This window comes from Streptomyces sp. RLB3-17, assembly GCF_007113425.2.
Classification (GTDB): domain Bacteria; phylum Actinomycetota; class Actinomycetes; order Streptomycetales; family Streptomycetaceae; genus Streptomyces; species Streptomyces mirabilis_D.
In genome coordinates, this window is the sequence record NZ_CP041610.2 from 10,424,210 (window position 1) to 10,442,292 (window position 18,083).

Here is an 18,083-nt window from a genome sequence, read left to right on the forward strand (position 1 = left end):
ACCAAAGGGAGTTCGTACGATGTCCACCCCCACCCGCGCGGCCGTGGTCGAGTCCTCAGGCGCGCCGTTCACGCTCGCCGATGTCGCACTCGACGAGCCCGGCCCCGGCGAAGTCCTCGTCCGCATGGTGGCGACCGGCCTGTGCCACACCGACCTCGGTGTGGCGAGCGGCGGTCTGCCCTTCCCCCTGCCCGGCGTCCTCGGCCACGAGGGAGCGGGCGTCGTCGAGGCCGTCGGACCGGACGTCACCGGCGTCGCCCCCGGCGACCACGCCGTCCTGTCCTTCACCTCCTGCGGCGGCTGCCACAACTGCCGTGACGGGCACCCCGCCTACTGCGCCACCTGGCTGCCGCTGAACCTCATCGGCGGCCGACGCGCCGACGGCACCAGCACCATCAGCCGTGCCGGGGTCCCGCTGGGCGGGCACTTCTTCGGGCAGTCCTCCTTCGCCGAGCGGGCGCTGGTCGACGCGCGCAGCCTGGTGAAGGTCGACCCCGATGTGCCGCTGGAGTCCATCGCGCCTCTGGGGTGCGGGGTGCAGACCGGGGTCGGTGCGGTCTGGAACGTGCTGAAGCCCAGGCTCGGCGACACCCTCGTCGTACTCGGTGCCGGAGCGGTCGGCCTGTCCGCGGTGATGGCCGCTGCCCTGACCCCCGCCACGAGGATCATCGCGGTCGACCGGGTCGCCGAACGCCTCACCCTGGCCAAGGAGTTGGGTGCGACGCACACGATCGACGCGGGCGAGACCGACCTCGGCGAGGCCGTCGCGCTGCTGACGGACGGTCACGGTGCCGACGGTGTCGTCGAGACCACCGGCAGCGTCGCCGTACTGCGCCAGGGCGCCGACGCGCTCGCCGCGCGCGGCACCCTGGTCGTGGTCGGCGCCCCGCCCTTCGGTACCGAAGTCGCCCTGGACGTCAACGGGTTGATCCCCGGCCGGCGGATCGTCGGCCTCACTCTGGGGGACGGCGAGACCCAGACCTTCATCCCCGCGCTGGTCCAGCTCGTGAAGGAGGGACGGCTCCCGCTGCACCGCCTGATCAGCCACTATCCGTTCGCGGACATCGAGCAGGCGGTGCGGGACATGAAGGCGGGCAAGACGATCAAGCCCGTACTGACCTTCTAGTCGACCGTGAGGACGAGCTTCCCCGTGGTCCGGCCGGTGTCGCCGAGCGCGTGTGCCTCGGCGGCGTCGGCCAGCGGGAACGTCCCGGCGATCGTCGCGCGCAGTTTGCCCGCGTCGACGAGGTCCGCGACCGCCCGCATGCCCGCGTGGTCCGCCTCGACCAGCATCCGCGCCGCCCGCACACCGAGCGCCGCGGCTTCCTTGTAGAGCTCCTCACGGCCCATCGGCAGGATCGACACCACGATCCCGCCCTCGCGCAGCACACGCAGCGAGCGGAAGGTGTTCTCCTCGCCGATCGTGTCCAGGACGACGTCGACGTCCCGGACCGCCTCGGTGAAGTCGGTCTCCCGGTAGTCGATCAGCTCGTCGGCGCCGAGGTCGCGCAGGAACTCGTGCTTGCCCGCGCTCGCCGTGCCGATCACATACGCGCCGCGTGCCTTGGCGATCTGCACGGCCACATGCCCGACGCCGCCGGCCGCGGCGTGGATCAGCACCCGCTGTCCCGGCCGCAGATCGGCCGTGTCGACCAGCGCCTGCCAGGCGGTCAGCGAGACCAGCGGCAGGGCGCCCGCCTCCGTGTGGTCGATCCCGGCCGGCTTGGGTGCGAAGGAGCGGGCGGACGCGGTCACGTACTCGGCGTGCGAGCCGTGCCCGAACGGGTAGGGCAACATGCCGAAGACCTCGTCGCCGGGCTCGTACAGGGTGACGCCGACCCCGACCGCCTCCACCACTCCGGAGACGTCCCAGCCCAGCACGAAGGGCGGCTGTCCCAGGAACCCGCCCGTCGCCCGGTGCTTCCAGTCGGTCGGGTTGACCCCGGCCGCCCGCACCCGTACCAGTACCTCGCTCGGCCCGGGCGTCGGCCGATCGATCTCCACTTCCTTGAGTACCTCGGGCCCGCCGAGGACGTCCTGACTGATCGCGCGCATCGTGTTCGCAGTGCTCATGGACCCAGCGTGCCGGGCCGGCGCGCTCCGCGAAATGGCAAGATTGCCAACCTTCGATAAGATCGTGCCATGGGCCGAGTGAAGCGTGTGGAGCGCGTGGCCGTCCTGGCACTGGACGGCGTCTACCCCTTCGAGCTGGGCATCCCCAGCCGGATCTTCGGCGCCGCGGACGGCCGGTACGAGGTGCTGACCTGCACCGTCGACGGCCGCCCGGTGCGCTGCAACGCGGACTTCTCGGTCACCGTCGAGCACGGCCCCGAGGTGCTGGGCACGGCGGACACGGTGGTGATCCCCGCGATCGACCCGGCCGCCGTGACCGCGGAGCTCTCCGCCGAGGTCACCGCGGCGCTCGCGCTCATCCGCCCGGGCACCCGCATCGTCTCCATCTGCACGGGCGCGTTCGTGCTGGCGGCGGCCGGTCTCCTTCAGGGGCGGCGGGCGACCACGCACTGGCAGCTGGCCGACGATTTCCGGCGTCTGTTCCCGGAGGTGCTCCTGGACGCGGACGTGCTCTTCGTGGACGACGGCACGATCCTCACCTCCGCAGGTGCCGCCTCCGGCGTCGACGTCTGTCTGCACATCCTGCGCAACGACCACGGCAGTGAGCTGGCCAACAAGGTGGCCCGGCGCTGTGTGGTGCCGCCCTGGCGCGACGGCGGTCAGGCCCAGTACATCGAGCAGCCCGTGCCGGACGCGGCGGCGACCAGCACGGCGGCGACCCGTGGGTGGGCCCTCGCCCGACTGGGTGACCCACTGACCCTGGCCGATCTGGCCGGACACGCCCGCATGAGCCTGCGCACCTTCGCCCGCCGCTTCAACGACGAGGTGGGCATGAGCCCCGGCCGCTGGCTCATCCAGCAGCGCGTCGCCCGGGCCCGCCATCTGCTGGAGTCCAGCGACCTCTCGGTGGACCAGATCGCCGGCGAGGTCGGCTTCGCGACGGGCACCTCGCTCCGCCAGCACCTGCACGCGGCGATCGGCGTCTCGCCGGGGGCCTACCGGCGCACGTTCCAGGCGGCTCGCTGAGCGACGATCCTCACCGTCCCCCGTACGATCCCTCACCGTCCCCCGTGCGAACGATCACGGTCCCTCGTGCGAACGATCACGGTCCCTCGTGCGTCGGAGGAGGGACAGCGAGTGTGCGTCGAACAGGGGGCGGGATGCGCAGAGGGATCGTGGCGGCGGTGGCGCTGGTGGGACTGGCGGCGGTGGGGTGCGACGACGACGGGGTGCGCGAGGACCTCGTCGTCACCGGTACGCCCCCGGCAACGCCGTACGCGGGGCGGCTGGACCTGCCGTTCAGGGAGAGCGCGGACGGCAGCGCCCGAGAATTCGAGGAGAGCTCGGGTGCGGCAGGCCGGGCGTTGGAGTGCGACGGCCCGATCCACTCGGGTGGTGGGGGCGACGGGTGGGCCGAGCGTGACGGCGGCTCGACGCCGGAGGAGGGCCTGAACGCGTACTTCGACATGGACCAGCCCGAACTGCCCGATCACGGCTACCGGGTGGAGCGGAGGGCGGCGGGCCGCGTCCTGTTCTCGTACGACGTCGACGGCAGGACCAAGGTCGCCGTTGTCGTCGCCAAGGACCAGCCGCACCGCCCCGGTTGGGGCCCGGAGACCAACGCCTCCTGCGACCCGGCCGAACTCCCCGCGAGTTTCACGGACAACAGGTTCGAGATCTGGACCGCCCGGGACGGCCGTCGCCTGCCCACCACGACGGTGAGCAGCTCGACGGGGCCGGAGCACTGCGACTGGGAGAGCGTCCACTTCCTCGCGTTGGGCGGGCGCAAGGACGTCAGGCAGTACGCCCGCGATCCGCGCGGGGTGCTCGGGAGCCACCTGCTCACCGCGGCGTACGAGGGGGACGTCCGTATGCCCGCAGGCGCGCACGACACCGGATACCGCTTCCACGACTGGGCGCTCTGGCTGACGGACGACAAGGCCACGGCGTACGTACGCACGAACCACGGGGTGGAGGCCTGGCCCGCCACGAAGGAACGGGTGGCCTGCAAGTGAGACCTCAGCGGCTCATGTGCAGGGCGACCAGCAACTGCCAGACCTGGTCGGCGACTTCCTCCGGCGTGCCCTCAAGGAGTCCATGCAGCCAGTCGGCGAGCACCCCGGCGAACGTGGCGGCGACCGCGGAGGCCACCAGCGGGGCGTCCGCGGCGCCCGCGAGGGTGCGCTCGGCCAGGCTGCGGGCGCGCAGGTCGCGATGGAGGACATGCCCGAGCGGGCCGCCCCCACCCGGGCTGAGCAGCGCGCGGTAGAGGCCGGCGTGCGGGGCGAGGTCGGCGAAGAACGCGAGCAGGGCGGGTGGCGCGGACACCGGGTCGGGCCGCCCGCGCCACGCGTGCAGCGCCTCCACGGCCTCCCGTACGACATCGGCGCAGGCGTCGACGGCTAGTGCCTCCAGGTCGGCGTAGTGCACGTAGAAGGTGGCCCGGCCGACCCCGGCCCGCCGCACCAGCGCGGCGACGCCGACCTCCTCCAGCGGGTGCTCGGCGCACTCCGCGAGGAGCGCCCGGCGCAGCTTCTCGCGGGTGCGGGCGGCCCGCGGGTCCTCGGGCGTCACCGCGCGAGCAGGACGGCGGCCAGGGCGAGCGCGCCGGGCAGGGCCTGCGCGAAGAGGATGCGGCGGTTGGCGGTGAGCGCCCCGTACACCCCGGCGACCACGACGCACACCAGGAAGAAGACCTGGACGCGGAACCCGGTCGGATCGGCGGCGATCAGCCCCCACACCAGGCCCGCCGCGAGAAACCCGTTGTAGAGCCCCTGGTTGGCGGCCATCGGCGCGGTAGCCCGGGCCATCTCAGGGTCGAAGCCGTGCAGGCCGCGCCCCGGCTTCTTCTCCCAGAGGAACATCTCCATCACGAGTATGTACGCGTGCAGCGCGGCCACCAGGCCCACCAGCACGTTCGCGACCGTCTCCATCGTCAGCAAGCTCCCTCGTACACGGTTGTCCACGATGTCCCGTACAGATATTTTCTGGACAGGTGTCCACTATAGCTGGACGACTGTCCAGGAAGTCACGGGGCGCTTCAGGTTGCCCCGCGCGGCCACTGGGGCAGCGACTGCGACGGCTTCACCGCGCGCGGACTCCGGTGGGCGGCCGCGGTCCTGGTGTGCCTCGGCCGGCCGCTCGCGACGACGGCCGCCGCGGGCGCCAACCGCACACTCCGCAGGGCGTGACCGTCACCCGGCCCCGGCGGCCCGCCGCAGCGTCAGCGCCCGCAGCGCGAGCTGCATCTCGAACTGGGCCGTCGGATCATGGAGCCGCTCGCCGAACAACTCGTCCAGCTGCCGCATCCGATAGCGCACCGTCTGCGGGTGCACGGCGAGCCGCGCCGCCACTTCACTCGCGTTGTGGCCGCTCTGCAGCCAGGTCAGCAGCGTCTCGGCGAGCCGCTCGCGCTGCGGCGAGCGCATCCGGTCCAGCGGGCTCAACCGGCGTTCGGCCATCGCGTCCACCAACGCCTCGTCCCGGAAGAGCAGGAGCGTGGCCAGGTGCTCCTGGCAGCGCACCATCTCCGTGTCGGGCAGGATGCCCCGCCGCACCAGCTCCAGCGCCTCGGCCGCCCAGCGCAGCGACCGGGCGCCCTCGTGCAGCGCCACGGTGGGCCCCATCGCCGTACGTAACCCGTGCAGCGCCCCGGAGACCGCCCGCGCCCGCCCCGGCCCCTCCGGATCCGGCACGACGAGGACGGCCGGCCGGACGTCGAACCGGGCGAGGAACTCCGGCGGCACGATGGGCCGGGCCGCCGCCGTGGGCCGCGGCCCACGGTCGATCGCGACCACCGCCAGCGCACTCGGCACCGGCCACCCCGCCGTGTGCGCGAGCTCGCTGATCGCCTCGGCCGACGCCGGCGGATCGGCGGTGAGCAGATCGAGGAGCCGGGCCCGCCGTTGCTGCAGCTCGCCCGCCCGGTGCAGCCGTGCCTCCGTGTAGCCCGCGGTCGTCGCGGCCGCCATCTCGTCCAGATGCAGGAACAGCGCCTCGCCGAAGGCGGCCAGCACATTGCGCGGCAGCAGTTCGGCGTCGACCAGCGCGTTGATCCGACGCCACGTCACCCGCGCGCCGAGCCGCAGCGCGGACTGGAACGAGTCGAGACTGCGCCCCTCGTCCGCCTCGCCGCGCCCGATGCGCCGGTAGGTCTCCTTCACCGGCTCCCAGTCGGTGTCCGGCTGAGCCATCCGTTCCAGGAACCCCTGCAGGGCGTGCTCGACACCCCGCTGCACGACCTGCATGTAGGTGTCGTCCGTCGGGCGCGCGTACTCCGGGATCTCGGTCTTGATCGCCCGTACGACCTCTTCCCTGATGTCGGTGAAGAACGGCCGGAGATGGTGGTGGAGGTCCGAAGGGATCGCCCTGAAGGGGCCGTTGGGCTCGTCGCCCGTCTCCGGTGCGGCCACCGCGTCCGTCGCGTCCGTCACGGAGTCTGTCGCCTCGGCCGCTCCGCGGCCCGCGTCCTCGCTCTCCGAGGTGTGGAATCCGGTCATCACTGCGGCTCCCTTCTGCGGGCGCGGTCGGGGGCTCGGAGACGATACCGGCAAGTAACGAGCCGCGCCCCGTCAACGGCGGACAGACGTGGGTGTGTGGATGGTCACTCGGTGACAACGGGGACCCGACGGCGTCGGCGGTCGACGGCCCGGAGCCCCCGCGGATTGGCCCCGGGCGCCGAATCGGGGCCGGGTCTTTGTCAGCCGACTGACAGAGGCCGGGTGACGAACTGTCAACACGTCGTCTAACCCGACCGGCACTCCTCGGCGGACGCTGGGCCCGTCCCCCTTGCTTGCCCACCCCGCCGGGCAACAGCCCCTCCGCCCGCACGAGTTGGAGCCATCCCATGACCCCCGCCCGGCCGCCCGCCGACGCACCACTGACGGACCACCTGCGGTACTGGGCACGCCACCGCCCGCAGCAACGCGCCTTCAGCCACGTCGACTTCCCCGACACGGCGTCCCCGGGAGAGCACCGCACCCTCGGCTGGCGGGCCCTGGACGCCCGTGCCCGCTCCGTCGCCGACCGGCTGGTGACCCTCGCCGCGCCCGGCGACCGGGCCGCACTGCTCATGCCCCAAGGACTCGACTACGTGGCGGCCTTCCTCGGCTGCCTCTACGCACGCGTGATCGCGGTACCGCTCTTCAGCCCCCGGCTCCCCGGTCACGCGGGCGCACTGGCGGCCGTCCTCGCCGACTGCGAACCGGGCTGCCTGCTCACCGACTCGGCCACCGTCATCGCGGTCGACACCTTCGTCCTGGACCACGCGCTGCCCGCCGTACCGGTCGTCCCCGTCGACCGGCTCCCCCTCCAGCGCTTCGCCTTCGACGAGGTCGAGTCCGCGCCGGTCCCCGACGACATCGCCTATCTCCAGTACACCTCGGGCTCCACCAGAGACCCCGCCGGTGTGATGATCAGCCACGCCAACGTCGTCGCCAACGCCCGCCAGGCCATCGACGCCTTCGCGGGCGACCTCGACGATCCCGGTGCCACCACGACCGTCGGCTGGCTGCCCCTCTTCCACGACATGGGCCTGGTCCTCAGCGTGGCCGCGCCCGTCCTCGGCGGCTTCCCCTCCGTCCTGATGGACCCGGCGGCCTTCCTGGAGAACCCCGGGCGCTGGCTGCGCCTGCTGGGCGCGTACGACGGCACGATCAGCGCCGCCCCCAACTTCGCGTACGACTACTGCGTGGCCCGCACCGACCCCGCCCTGGCCGACGAGCTGCGCCTCGACCGCGTACGCGCCCTGATCAACGGCGGCGAGCCGGTGCGGCCGGGCACCATCGACCGCTTCCGTGCCGCCTTCGCACCCGCGGGCCTCGACCCGGCGGCGCACTGTCCCGCGTACGGACTCGCCGAGGCCACCGTGTTCGTGACGGCGGACGCGCCCACGGCGGAGCCCACGACGATGGACTGCGACGCGGGCGCGCTCGCCGAGGGGCGGATCGAGAGCACACAGGACCGGGCGGGCGCGGCGGCCGTGCTCGTGTCCTGCGGCGCGCCCGTCGGCCAGGAGGTGCGGATCGTCGACGCCGAGGGCGCCGCGCTGCCTCAGGGGCGGGTCGGCGAGATCGAGCTGCGCGGTCCCAACATCGGGCGCGGCTACTGGAAGCGCGCCGATCGGGCTCTGCGCGACCCCGGGGGTTGGCTGCGCACGGGCGACTACGGCGCTCTGCTCGACGGACGGCTGCTGGTCACCGGCCGACTCAAGGACGTGATCATCGTGGACGGACGCAACCACTACCCCCAGGACATCGAGGAGACCGTCCAGAGCGCCGTGGACCTCGTCCGCCGGGACCGGCTGGCCGCCTTCGGCGTGACCCGCGCCGACGACACGGGCGAGGAACTCGTCGTGGTCGCCGAGCACCGCCGCGAGATCGACCCCACCGAGGAAGAGACCCGCGCGAGGGAGCGCGACGTACGCGCCGCGGTCTCCGCCCGCCACGGAGTGCGGCTCGGCGCCCTGCTGCTCGTCCCGCCCGGCTCCGTGCCCCGCACCAGCAGCGGCAAGGTGGCCCGTGCGGCCTGCCGGGCCCGCTTCCTCGACGGCGGGTTCGATCCCTGGTGAGCCCGACGCGTACGGCTTGGCGCCCGGAGGCCGGACCGCACTCCTACGGCCGCAAGGGACGTCAGGCTCCCGACGCCGTGTGGACGCGCTCACCCCCCACATAGGTCAGGGCGACCTTCGCGGACGCGATCTCCTCCGGCGGACCGGCGTACGGGTCGCGGTCCAGCACCACGAGATCGGCCAGCGCCCCGGCCCGTACGCTCCCGGTGTCGTCGAGGTGGTTCGCGTACGCCGAGCCCGCCGTGTACGCCATGAGGGCGGCCGTCAGGTCGATGCGCTCGTCCGGCAGGAACACCGGCCCGGTCCCGTCCGGGGCCACCCGGTTGACCGCGACGTGGATGCCCTGAAGCGGGTCGGCGCTGCTGACCGGCCAGTCGCTGCCCGCGGCGAGCCTCGCCCCGGAACGCAGCAGCGCTCCGAACGGGTACTGCCAGGAGGCCCGTTCCGGCCCGAGGAAGGGCAGGGTCAGCTCGTCCATCTGCGGTTCGTGCGCCGCCCACAGGGGCTGGATGTTGGCCGTGGCACCGAGACGCGCGAAGCGGGGTACGTCGTCGGGGTGCACCACCTGGAGATGGGCGAGGTGCGGACGGGTGTCGCTTCGCCCGTTGGCCCTCCGTGCCGCCTCCACGGCGTCCAGGGCGTCGCGTACGGCCCGGTCGCCCAGCGCGTGGAAGTGACACTGGAAGCCGAGCGCGTCCAACTCGGTGACGTACGACGGAAGTCGAGCCGGATCGATGAAGCTCTTCCCCCGATTCGCGGTGGCGCAGCCGCACCGGTCCAGATAGGGGTCGAGCAGCGCGGCCGTGCCGTTCTCGGCGACCCCGTCCAGCATCAGCTTGACGCTGTCGGCGCGGAACCGGCCGTGGCTGAACGCGGCCCGCCGTTCGACGAGTTCGGGTATCTGCTCGGCCCCACGCTCCCGGTCCCACCACAGCGCGCCGACGACACGTGCGGTCAGTGAACCGTCGCGGGCGGCCGTCAGATAGGCGTCCGACGGGTCCTCCATCCCCACGAACGCGCCGACCAGCGCGTCCTGCCAGGCGGTGATGCCGAGCGCGTGCAGCTCCCGCTGGGCACGCAGCAGCGCGGCGAGCCGGTCCGCGGCGGTGGCCCGGGGAGTGTGCCGGCCGACGTAGTGCATGGCCCCTTCCTGGAGCATCCCGTTCGGCTCGCCCGAGGCGTCCCGCTCGAAGCGCCCGTCGGCCGGGTCGGGCGTGTCGCGGGTGACGCCCGCGAGCTCGAGGGCACGGCTGTTGACCCAGGCGCCGTGGTGATCCCGGTTCGGCAGGTACACCGGCCGGTCCGGTACGACCGCGTCCAGCAGCACCTTGGTCGGCGTACCGCCCGCGAAGGCCTCCATGGACCAGCCGCCGCCCGTGATCCACTCCCGTTCCGGGTGCGCGTCGGCGTAGGCCCGTACGGCGGCGAGGGTCTCCTCGGCGGTCTTCGCCCCCGTGAGGTCGCACTGACTGAGTTCGAGCCCCGCCGGGACCGGGTGGACGTGGGCGTCCTGGAAGCCCGGCAGGAGCAGCCGTCCCGCCAGGTCGACCACCTCCGTCTCCGGGCCGACCAGGTCGTGGACCTCGGAGTTTCCGACGGCGGTGATCCGGTCGCCGGTGACGGCGACGGCTGTCGCGCCGCGGCCTTCGGGGCCCCTGGGACCCCCGGGACCCTCGTGGTTCTCGGGGGTGAGGACCGGGCCGCCGGTGAAGAGGAGATCGGCGTGCATGTGCATCTTTCCTTAGTTGGATGTGGCCAGCAGTTGGGGCGCGTCGGCGTCGGTGCCGTGTCCCGTACGGAAGTAGGGGGACTTACGGACCCACTTCGCCCACGCGGCGGCCAGGAAACCGGAGGCGATCATCAGGGCGGGGGTGAGCAGCAGGAACCAGCCGTTGTCCGCGCTGACTTCGAAGTGGTCGGTGGAGGTGTAGAAGGACCAGGCGAGATAGCCGCCGAGCGCGAGCAGGGCCGCCGCGCTCAAGGAGGGCAGGACCACGGCCCGTATCCCCTGCCGCCAGTCCTCCCGCAGCAGGCCCCGGAAGCGGGCGGCGGCCGCGAGGGCGGTGAGCGCGTAGGACAGCGCGACGACGATCCCGACCGCGTTCACCGTCGCCATGATCATGTCGGCGAGACGGGGAATCACCAGGGCGAGGGCGGCGACCACCGTCGCCAGCGCGCCGATCAGCAGCGTTCCGGTCGCCGGAGTCCCGTACCGCGCGCTGACCTTGGACCACACCGGTCCGAGCGTGCGGTCCCGGCTCATCGCGAACATCCCGCGAGCCGTCGGGATCACCCCGGCCTGCAGCGAGGCGACGGCCGAGAACATCAGGGCGACCAGGGGCAACGCGGCCAGCGGCTGGGAGGCGAGCCGGTCACCGAAGAACGCCAGCCCCTGCGCGCCGTGCCCGGCCAACTCCTGCTCGGACAGCACGCGTTGGAAGGCGACCGAGCCGAGGAGGAACAGTCCCAGCATGGTGACCAGCGTGATGAGTCCGGCCCGTGAGGCGTCGCGCGGGTCGCGCACCTCCTCGTTCACGGTGAACGCCGCCTCGAAGCCCCAGTAGCAGAACACCGACAGCAGCAGCCCCTGCGCCAGCGCCGACGCCGAGGGAATCGCGAACGGGTCGAACCAGCTCAGCCGGAAGGGGTGCGGACCGGTGACGATGCCGTAGCCGCAGAAGCCCAGCAGCACGACGTACTCGAAGACGAGCAGCCCGCTCTGCAGCCGGGCCGCGGTCCTGACCCCGGTGACCGCGGTGAGGGTGACGGCGACGAGGACCACGATGCCCACCGCGGTCGTCTGCGCGGTGGAACCCGGGTCCAGCACCAGCCCCGCCACCGTGTGCAGCCCGGCCTCACCGGCCAGTTGGAGCATCGCCGAGCCGGTCACGGCCGTGGTGTACGCGAGGAACGCCACCGTGGCCACGATGTTCACCCAGCCGACGAGGAAGCCGAGCCAGGGGGTGAGCGAACGGCCCACCCACACATAGCCGTTGCCCGCGTTCGGCTCGACCCGGTTCAGCCGGCTGTAGGCGCCCGCGATCCCGAGGATCGGCAGGAAGGCCAGCAGCATGATGGCGGGCAGATGCAGCCCGACCACGCCGGCCGTCACGCCCAGCCCGATGCCGATGCTGGTGGTCGCCGCCGTGCTGGAGGCGGCGATGGCGACGCCGTCCACGACGCCGAGCGACTTGCGCAGGGACGGGGGGTCCTCACCGTAGGGCTGCTGCGTCATGGCCTGCTCCGATCGCACCCAGGGGGCCTGATTCCGGCCCGATGACCGGAAATGAAACTGCCCGAGGCCTTAACAGGTCAACGCCGTTGACATAAGGTGCCCGCACCGGAGGTCGGAGCGCGGCACCGGAGGCGGAGCCCGTGCGGCACCGGAGGCGCGGAGCCCGCGCGGCAGCGGAGGGAGAGTCCATGACGTCCATGAACGACCGGGTCGTCCCGCCCGCCGCCCGGCGGCGCAGGCGCCCCACCAAGACCGGAGTCGTGCTCTCCGAGGAGCTGATCGTCGAGACCGCGCTGCGGCTGCTCAAGGAGCACGGCGCCGACGCCCTCACCGTCCGCCGCCTCGGCCTCGCCCTCGGCGCCGACCCGACCGCCCTGTACCGGTACTTCCGCGACACCGACGACCTGCTCCTCGCCATCGCCGACGAACTCATCGGCCGCACCCTGCGCACCTGGCGCCCCGCCGGGGACTGGCGCGCCGACCTGCGGGATCTCGGCCTGCGGATGCACGCCGGGGCGCTGTCGCATCCGCAGGCCGCGGTGCTCAGCTCCTACCGCGTCACCGGCCGGGTCCACGAGATCGAGGCCGTGGAAACCATCCTCGGCGTGCTGCGCCGAGCCGGTTTCCCGGACCCGGACGCGGTGCGGATCTACCACGCCTTCGTCGACCAGTCCCTGGCCTTCGCCGCCCTCGACGCGGCGAGCCTCGCGCTTCCGCGCGCCGCGCGTGACGCGGAGGCGGGCGTGTGGCGGGCGACGTACGCCCGGCTGCCCGCCGACACCCACCCGCACATCGCGGCGACCGCCCGCCATCTGCTGGTGGACATGCGCCGCAGCGCCTATCCGGTGGCGCTGGACATGCTGTTGACCGCGGCGGCGGCCCGCTTGGAAGAGGTCACCGAGCGCGCCGGTCACGCCGATCCTTCCCACGCCCGAGCAGAAGATCAGGAGTCCGCCCGCCCATGAACCCGCCCGCCCGCTCCCTGAAGCAGCGCAAGCACGACACCCTCCACCGGCTGGAGAACGACGTCGACTGCTGGGTGTCCACGGCCGACGGCGCCGGGGAAACGCCGTACCTGATCCCGCTGTCCTTCCTCTGGGACGGCACGACCCTGCTGCTCGCCACCCCGGCCGCCAGTCCGACCGGCCGCAACCTGCGTGCGACCGGCAAGGTGCGCCTGGGCATCGGCCCGACCCGCGACGTGGTGCTCGTCGAGGGAACCGCCGAGGCGCTGGAGGCCGCCGCGCTGCCGGACGGAGTCGGCGACGCCTTCGCCGAGAAGACCGGCTTCGACCCGCGCGGACTGACCACGGCGTACCTCTACTTCCGTATCAGCCCGCGGCGCGTGCAGGCCTGGCGCGAGGCCGACGAACTCACCGGGCGCGACCTCATGCGCGACGGGGAGTGGCTCCTGGCGGACTGAATTCGTCCTGCGGGGTAACCGGGAACACAGCGGGCGGCCGCCGCCCGCGCCCGGAACCCCGTACGGAGGACACATGGCACTGGTCACCGCAGGCGTCGTGGTACTGGACTGCGCCGAGCCCGAGAAGCTCGCCGCCTTCTACAGCGAGCTGATCGAGGCCGAGGAGACGGACGCGACCGCGAACCGTGTGGAGATCAGGGGCGTCGACGGCATCCGGATGGCGTTCCGCCGCGACGTGATGGCGACGCCGCCCAGCTGGCCGCGGCCCGAGAACTCCCTCCAGGTGCACCTGGACTTCCAGGTGGCCGACCTGGACGAGGCGGAACGCCGGATCGTCGGCCTCGGCGGGCGCCCGATCGAGACCAAGGATCCGTCCGGTCCGTTCGAGGAACGCGGTTACGCCGACCCGTCAGGACACTCCTTCACCCTGCGCCTCCTGCCGTCGACCACACCCAAACAGGGCTGACCGCCCCACCCGCGCCAAGTCGCGCTCGCGGCGGGTCGCCGGTCCTCAGTCCCGCCCGCCCTTGTCCGACGACGGCCAGACCCCCGTCGAGCGTTCGACGGCCTTGGCGCCCGTACGGTCCGCGGCGCTGCGCGCCACCGCGAACAAGGCGCCCTGAAGGGCCGCGGCGAGCAGCACCTCGCCCCAGCCGCGGTCCTTGTCCAGGGCGTCGGGCGCGTCCTCCTCGTGCCGGATCGCCTTCCAGGTCGCCCGGAAGGCGATCCCGGCCAGCGCGCCGCTCGCCCAGCCCAGCGCGAAGCCGAGGGGCTTGTAGGCGAGGGGGAGTTTGAGTTTCCTCGGCTTCTTGGACACCTTCTTGGACACCTGGTCCTCCTTCTCGGTCGAGGCCGACGGTGTCACCGAATCCTGGCGCGGGGTAGAGGGCGTGGGTGTACGCCGAAGTGTGAGGCGGGCACTCCTGGGAAACCGGCCGAGGTGAACCGGAAACCGAACACGTCGGACCGCAGGACACGCCTCACCGTGCTGGTCGCCCTGGGCGCCAACCTGTTGATCGCCGTGGCCAAGGCGGTGGGTGGCCTCCTCGCGGGCTCACCCGCGCTCCTCTCCGAGGCGGCTCACTCCGTCGCCGACAGCATGAACGAGGTGTTCCTCCTCGCCGCGCTGCGTCGCAGCCGCCGCCCCGCCGACCATCGACACCCCTTCGGCTACGGCAAGGAACGGTTCTTCTGGTCGCTTCTCGCGGCCGTCGGCATCTTCGTGATGGGCGGCTGCTTCTCCTTCTTCCAGGGCGTCGAAGCGCTGCGGAACGGCGCCGAGGAGTCCTTCCACGGCTATGTGGCCGGACTGGCGGTCCTGGGCGTCGCCCTGCTCGCCGAGGGAGCTTCCCTGCTCAGGGCGCTGCACCAGGTGCGCCGGCAGGGCGGCGGCGCGGACGGGATGCGCGACCCCGCCCTGCGTACGGTGGTCGCCGAGGACGGCACCGCCGTGATCGGTGTCATGTTCGCGATTACCGGCATGGTGCTGCACATGGTCACCGGCCAGGTCGTGTGGGAGGCCTGCGCCTCCCTCGCCATCGGGGTGCTCCTCGTGTGCGTCGCCTACTGGCTCGGCCGGGACGCGCGCGAACAGCTCATCGGGCGCGCCGCCGACGAGGAGGCGAGCCGTCGGATCCGGACCCTGCTGGAGGCGCAGCCCGAGATCGACAGCGTGGAGGCGCTGCTCACCATGCAGCTCGGCCTCGACTCGACCCTGGTCGCCGCCCGCATCGACCTCGTGCCGGGCCTGGACAGCGAGGAGGTCGAGGAGGTCGCCGTCCGCATCAAACGCTCCGTCGCCCACACCGTCCCGGAGGCCGATCAGATCTTCCTGGACGTCACCGACCCGGGTGCGCCACAGGACGCGGCGCGCGGGAACGTGGCAGCGGAAAGCCCCGCCGCGACGGGGGAGCGCGGCGGGGCCTGAGGCACGGGTGCCCGGCGCGCGAGGGATCATGCGCACCGATTTCCGAGGAAGTTCGGTCCGGGTCGGTCAGTCCGTCGACTCCAGCACGAAGACGGGGATCTCGCGGTCCGTCTTCTTCTGGTAGTCGGCGTACGGGGGGTACGCGGCGACCGCGCGTTCCCACCACTGGGCCTTCTCCTCACCGGTGACCTCACGCGCCGTCATGTCCTGGCGCTCGGCGCCGTCCTGGAGCTCCACGTGCGGATCGGACTGCACGTTGAAGTACCAGACCGGGTGCTTGGGGGCGCCGCCCTGCGAGGCGACCACCGCGTAACGTCCGTCGTGCTCGACCCGCATCAGCGGGGTCTTGCGGATCTTGCCGCTCTTGGCACCCCGGGTCGTGAGAATGATGACCGGCAGTCCCGTGTCCAGCAGCGTGGTCCCCTTGGTGCCGCCGGAGCCCTCGTACAACTCCACCTGGTCACGCACCCACTGCGTCGGGCTGGGTTCGTACTCACCCTCAAGAGGCATGACTTCCGTCCCATCGTCGCTCGTGCTGATCCTGTCTCGGCATGATTCAACACCAGCACGGACGCGAATCATCCGCACCCGGCCCGCTGGTGCGCGAGGTCCACTCCTCATGGTGCGACGAGCATCCGTACCGCCAGCACCACGATCACGGCACTCGACGCGAGCGCCGTGACCAGCCGCCCCCGTCGTCCCGTCAGCGCCCGGCCGAGCAGCGCACCGCCGCCGGCGAGCAGGAGTTGCCAGCTCGCGGACGCGACGAACGCGGCGAGCACGAACACCCCCTGCTCCAGGGGGCGCACCGCCTCGGCCGTCCGACTGCCGAGGACCAGGGCCGCGAAGTAGATCACGGTGGTGGGATTGAGGAGGGTGATCCCGAGCAGGGTCAGGTACGCCCGCGCCGGGCGCACCGGGTCCCGTACGGACCGGGCCGCGAGCCGCTGTTCGCGGTACTGGCGCACCGCGCCGACCGCGCCCCGTACGGCCATGGCGAGCAGCACCAGAACGGAGGCCCAGCGCAACGGCGCGAGCACCGGTTGCAGCGCGGCGGCGAGCGCGGCGCCCCCGAGGGCGGCGACCAGGGCGTACAGCCCGTCGGCGGTCGCGACGCCCAGCGCGGCGCACCCGCCGGTTCTCAGGGACGTACGCGCGGTGAGGGAGACGAGATAGGTCGCGACCGCTCCGACGGGGATGGCGATGCCATAGCCCGCGAGAAGCCCCGCGACGAGCGCGGCGGTCACGACCGGGGAAGCGAGGGCCTCCGCGGACGGCCGGGCTGCTGCTGGACCCGCACCGGACGAGCGGCGGCGGCGGAGGTCGGCGGCAGAAGGGCTTCGATCGTGGGCATGGGCAGATCCTGGGGCCGTCGGGCCGCCCGTGCAAGCGAATTACGCGAGGACGTCACCGAGCCACCGAAAGCGGGTGTGTACCGTGGAGGTAGCGGTTGGATCGAGCCACACACGCACCGTACGGACGGCACCTGGGCGGCGACCGAGGCCCGTGGGAGCCCGGCGACCGCCCCAACCGGCGACGGTGATCGGCCAGATGGTCCGTCCGGGGCATCTGGCCGAACTTTGCGTGGCTCCTATAGGTGCCTGGGGCATCTAATGAAGATCGGCAAGAGGGAACCATCGCTTGCGAGGTCACTCATGACAGAACCCGTTGCCTTCCCCCAGGACCGTACGTGTCCCTACCACCCGCCCACCGCCTACGACGCCCTGCGCGAGGCGCACCCCCTGTCGCGCGTCTCCCTGTTCGACGGGCGCAACGTGTGGGTCGTCACCGGGCACGGCACCGCCCGTGAACTGCTCACCGATCCCCGGCTCTCCTCCGACCGCACCCGCCCCGCGTTCCCGATGCCCACGGAACGGTTCGCCCAGTCCCGCAACCGGCGGGTCGCGCTGCTCGGGCTCGACGATCCGGCCCACCACACCCAGCGCCGCATGCTCGTGCCGAGCTTCACCCTGAAACGGACCGCGGCCCTGCGCCCGCGCATCCAGGAAACCGTCGACCGGCTGCTGGACGCCGTGGAGCGGCAGGGCCCGCCCACCGAACTGGTCAGCGCCTTCGCGCTGCCGGTGCCCTCGATGGTGATCTGCGCGCTGCTCGGCGTCCCGTACGCCGACCACGACTTCTTCGAGGAGCAGTCCCGCAGGCTTCTGCGCGGCCCGACCGCCGCGGACACCCAGGACGCGCGCGACCAGCTGGAGGCCTACTTCGGGGCACTGATCGACCGCAAGGAGAAGGACCCGGGGGACGGGCTCCTCGACGAACTCATCCACGAACAGCTGCGCGAGGGGAAGGTGGACCGCGAGGAGCTGATCAGCCTGGCGACGATCCTGCTGGTCGCCGGGCACGAGACGACCGCGAACATGATCTCGCTCGGTACGTTCACCCTGTTGCACCACCCCGAGCAGCTGGCGGAACTGCGGGCCGAGCCGACGCTCATGCCCGCCGCCGTGGAGGAACTGCTGCGCTTCCTGTCCATCGCCGACGGGCTGCTGCGGGTGGCCACCGAGGACATCGAGGTGGCCGGGGCGACGATCCGCGCCGACGAGGGCGTGGTCTTCTCGACCTCCGTCATCAACCGTGACGCGGGCACCTTCCCCGAGCCGGACGCCCTGGACTGGCACCGTTCGGCCCGTCATCACGTCGCCTTCGGCTTCGGCATCCACCAGTGCCTCGGCCAGAACCTCGCCCGCGCCGAGATGGAGATCGCCCTGCTGTCGCTCTTCGACCGGTTGCCCGGACTGCGTCTGGCCGTACCGGCGGACGAGATCCCCTTCAAAGCGGGAGACACGATCCAGGGGATGCTGGAACTCCCCGTGACCTGGTAAGAGGCTGGCGGCCA

Annotated in this window: 18 protein-coding genes; 9 read left to right on the forward strand and 9 right to left on the reverse strand. The window is 72.4% G+C overall.

Features of this window, described 5'->3' with window-relative positions:
- The first annotated feature begins 19 nt into the window (after positions 1–19).
- Complete coding sequence (locus tag FNV62_RS46945) at positions 20–1,126, forward strand: NAD(P)-dependent alcohol dehydrogenase (protein ID WP_143629616.1); 1,107 nt, start codon at positions 20–22, stop codon at positions 1,124–1,126.
- Here the strand turns inward: FNV62_RS46945 and FNV62_RS46950 are convergent.
- Entirely contained in the window at positions 1,123–2,073 is a 951-nt protein-coding gene (locus tag FNV62_RS46950; RefSeq protein WP_097287866.1) for an NADP-dependent oxidoreductase, read from the reverse strand. The genes FNV62_RS46945 and FNV62_RS46950 overlap by 4 nt on opposite strands.
- Positions 2,074–2,142: 69 nt before the next feature.
- Between FNV62_RS46950 and FNV62_RS46955 the strand changes: the two genes are divergently transcribed.
- Both FNV62_RS46955 and FNV62_RS46960 read left to right on the forward strand, forming a co-directional pair.
- Positions 2,143–3,099 (forward strand): GlxA family transcriptional regulator, encoded by a 957-nt coding sequence (locus FNV62_RS46955; protein ID WP_143629617.1) that lies wholly within the window; start codon positions 2,143–2,145, stop codon positions 3,097–3,099.
- Positions 3,100–3,233: 134 nt separating this feature from the next.
- Entirely contained in the window at positions 3,234–4,088 is an 855-nt protein-coding gene (locus FNV62_RS46960) for a hypothetical protein (protein ID WP_143604199.1), read from the forward strand.
- A 4-nt stretch (positions 4,089–4,092) separates the two neighbouring features.
- Here FNV62_RS46960 and FNV62_RS46965 read toward each other — a convergent pair whose 3' ends face one another.
- From FNV62_RS46965 to FNV62_RS46975, 3 genes are all read right to left on the reverse strand, one after another.
- A complete protein-coding gene (locus FNV62_RS46965) occupies positions 4,093–4,647 on the reverse strand; it encodes a TetR/AcrR family transcriptional regulator (protein WP_067360187.1) in 555 nt (184 codons plus the stop codon).
- On the reverse strand, positions 4,644–5,006 hold the full coding sequence (locus tag FNV62_RS46970) for a DUF1304 domain-containing protein (protein ID WP_054234260.1): 363 nt from the start codon (positions 5,004–5,006) through the stop codon (positions 4,644–4,646). Before FNV62_RS46970 ends, FNV62_RS46965 begins: the two co-directional genes overlap by 4 nt.
- A gap of 261 nt (positions 5,007–5,267) precedes the next feature.
- Complete coding sequence (locus FNV62_RS46975; protein WP_143604200.1) at positions 5,268–6,572, reverse strand: PucR family transcriptional regulator; 1,305 nt, start codon at positions 6,570–6,572, stop codon at positions 5,268–5,270.
- Positions 6,573–6,919: 347 nt separating this feature from the next.
- On the opposite strand from FNV62_RS46975, the gene FNV62_RS46980 reads away from it, so the two are divergent.
- The gene (locus FNV62_RS46980; protein WP_143629619.1) at positions 6,920–8,641 is read left to right on the forward strand and encodes a fatty acyl-AMP ligase; all 1,722 of its coding nucleotides are present in this window, start codon (positions 6,920–6,922) and stop codon (positions 8,639–8,641) included.
- A gap of 61 nt (positions 8,642–8,702) precedes the next feature.
- Here the strand turns inward: FNV62_RS46980 and FNV62_RS46985 are convergent, their stop codons facing one another.
- Together FNV62_RS46985 and FNV62_RS46990 are read right to left on the reverse strand one after the other, a co-directional pair.
- Positions 8,703–10,370, reverse strand: coding sequence for an amidohydrolase (locus tag FNV62_RS46985; RefSeq protein WP_143629621.1), 1,668 nt, complete (start codon positions 10,368–10,370; stop codon positions 8,703–8,705).
- Between the two features lie 12 nt (positions 10,371–10,382).
- Positions 10,383–11,876 carry an APC family permease gene (locus FNV62_RS46990; RefSeq protein ID WP_143604203.1) on the reverse strand — a complete coding sequence of 498 codons (1,494 nt, stop codon included), beginning with the start codon at positions 11,874–11,876 and terminating at the stop codon, positions 10,383–10,385.
- Between the two features lie 197 nt (positions 11,877–12,073).
- Between FNV62_RS46990 and FNV62_RS46995 the strand changes: the two genes are divergently transcribed.
- The 3 genes from FNV62_RS46995 (at position 12,074) to FNV62_RS47005 (ending at position 13,765) form a co-directional block, all read left to right on the forward strand.
- On the forward strand, positions 12,074–12,841 hold the full coding sequence (locus FNV62_RS46995) for a TetR/AcrR family transcriptional regulator (protein ID WP_054234304.1): 768 nt from the start codon (positions 12,074–12,076) through the stop codon (positions 12,839–12,841).
- Positions 12,838–13,299: a pyridoxamine 5'-phosphate oxidase family protein gene (locus tag FNV62_RS47000; RefSeq protein ID WP_097287872.1), complete on the forward strand. Its 462-nt coding sequence runs from the start codon at positions 12,838–12,840 to the stop codon at positions 13,297–13,299. Before FNV62_RS46995 ends, FNV62_RS47000 begins: the two co-directional genes overlap by 4 nt.
- Positions 13,300–13,372: 73 nt before the next feature.
- Positions 13,373–13,765 (forward strand): VOC family protein, encoded by a 393-nt coding sequence (locus FNV62_RS47005; protein WP_054234255.1) that lies wholly within the window; start codon positions 13,373–13,375, stop codon positions 13,763–13,765.
- Between the two features lie 45 nt (positions 13,766–13,810).
- Here the strand turns inward: FNV62_RS47005 and FNV62_RS47010 are convergent, their stop codons facing one another.
- Positions 13,811–14,128 carry a DUF4235 domain-containing protein gene (locus FNV62_RS47010; protein ID WP_079064799.1) on the reverse strand — a complete coding sequence of 106 codons (318 nt, stop codon included), beginning with the start codon at positions 14,126–14,128 and terminating at the stop codon, positions 13,811–13,813.
- A gap of 111 nt (positions 14,129–14,239) precedes the next feature.
- On the opposite strand from FNV62_RS47010, the gene FNV62_RS47015 reads away from it, so the two are divergent.
- Positions 14,240–15,226 (forward strand): cation diffusion facilitator family transporter, encoded by a 987-nt coding sequence (locus FNV62_RS47015; protein WP_225900638.1) that lies wholly within the window; start codon positions 14,240–14,242, stop codon positions 15,224–15,226.
- Between the two features lie 66 nt (positions 15,227–15,292).
- Here the strand turns inward: FNV62_RS47015 and FNV62_RS47020 are convergent, their stop codons facing one another.
- Together FNV62_RS47020 and FNV62_RS47025 are read right to left on the reverse strand one after the other, a co-directional pair.
- Complete coding sequence (locus FNV62_RS47020; protein ID WP_060895683.1) at positions 15,293–15,736, reverse strand: nitroreductase family deazaflavin-dependent oxidoreductase; 444 nt, start codon at positions 15,734–15,736, stop codon at positions 15,293–15,295.
- 107 nt (positions 15,737–15,843) lie between these two features.
- Positions 15,844–16,473, reverse strand: coding sequence for a LysE family transporter (locus tag FNV62_RS47025; RefSeq protein ID WP_054234253.1), 630 nt, complete (start codon positions 16,471–16,473; stop codon positions 15,844–15,846).
- A 408-nt stretch (positions 16,474–16,881) separates the two neighbouring features.
- Here FNV62_RS47025 and FNV62_RS47030 point away from each other — a divergent pair, with 408 nt between their 5' ends.
- Positions 16,882–18,069, forward strand: a complete 1,188-nt coding sequence (locus FNV62_RS47030; protein ID WP_225900639.1) for a cytochrome P450 — start codon at positions 16,882–16,884, stop codon at positions 18,067–18,069.
- Positions 18,070–18,083 lie beyond the last annotated feature (14 nt).

What these genes read in the sequence shown, in the direction of transcription:
- FNV62_RS46945 (WP_143629616.1), top strand. Translation starts at nt 20, where the DNA reads ATGTCCACCCCCACCCGCGCGGCCGTGGTCGAGTCCTCAGGCGCGCCG.
- FNV62_RS46950 (WP_097287866.1), bottom strand. Translation starts at nt 2,073, where the DNA reads ATGAGCACTGCGAACACGATGCGCGCGATCAGTCAGGACGTCCTCGGC.
- FNV62_RS46955 (WP_143629617.1), top strand. Translation starts at nt 2,143, where the DNA reads ATGGGCCGAGTGAAGCGTGTGGAGCGCGTGGCCGTCCTGGCACTGGAC.
- FNV62_RS46960 (WP_143604199.1), top strand. Translation starts at nt 3,234, where the DNA reads ATGCGCAGAGGGATCGTGGCGGCGGTGGCGCTGGTGGGACTGGCGGCG.
- FNV62_RS46970 (WP_054234260.1), bottom strand. Translation starts at nt 5,006, where the DNA reads ATGGAGACGGTCGCGAACGTGCTGGTGGGCCTGGTGGCCGCGCTGCAC.
- FNV62_RS46975 (WP_143604200.1), bottom strand. Translation starts at nt 6,572, where the DNA reads ATGACCGGATTCCACACCTCGGAGAGCGAGGACGCGGGCCGCGGAGCG.
- FNV62_RS46980 (WP_143629619.1), top strand. Translation starts at nt 6,920, where the DNA reads ATGACCCCCGCCCGGCCGCCCGCCGACGCACCACTGACGGACCACCTG.
- FNV62_RS46985 (WP_143629621.1), bottom strand. Translation starts at nt 10,370, where the DNA reads ATGCACGCCGATCTCCTCTTCACCGGCGGCCCGGTCCTCACCCCCGAG.
- FNV62_RS46990 (WP_143604203.1), bottom strand. Translation starts at nt 11,876, where the DNA reads ATGACGCAGCAGCCCTACGGTGAGGACCCCCCGTCCCTGCGCAAGTCG.
- FNV62_RS46995 (WP_054234304.1), top strand. Translation starts at nt 12,074, where the DNA reads ATGAACGACCGGGTCGTCCCGCCCGCCGCCCGGCGGCGCAGGCGCCCC.
- FNV62_RS47000 (WP_097287872.1), top strand. Translation starts at nt 12,838, where the DNA reads ATGAACCCGCCCGCCCGCTCCCTGAAGCAGCGCAAGCACGACACCCTC.
- FNV62_RS47005 (WP_054234255.1), top strand. Translation starts at nt 13,373, where the DNA reads ATGGCACTGGTCACCGCAGGCGTCGTGGTACTGGACTGCGCCGAGCCC.
- FNV62_RS47020 (WP_060895683.1), bottom strand. Translation starts at nt 15,736, where the DNA reads ATGCCTCTTGAGGGTGAGTACGAACCCAGCCCGACGCAGTGGGTGCGT.
- FNV62_RS47030 (WP_225900639.1), top strand. Translation starts at nt 16,882, where the DNA reads ATGACAGAACCCGTTGCCTTCCCCCAGGACCGTACGTGTCCCTACCAC.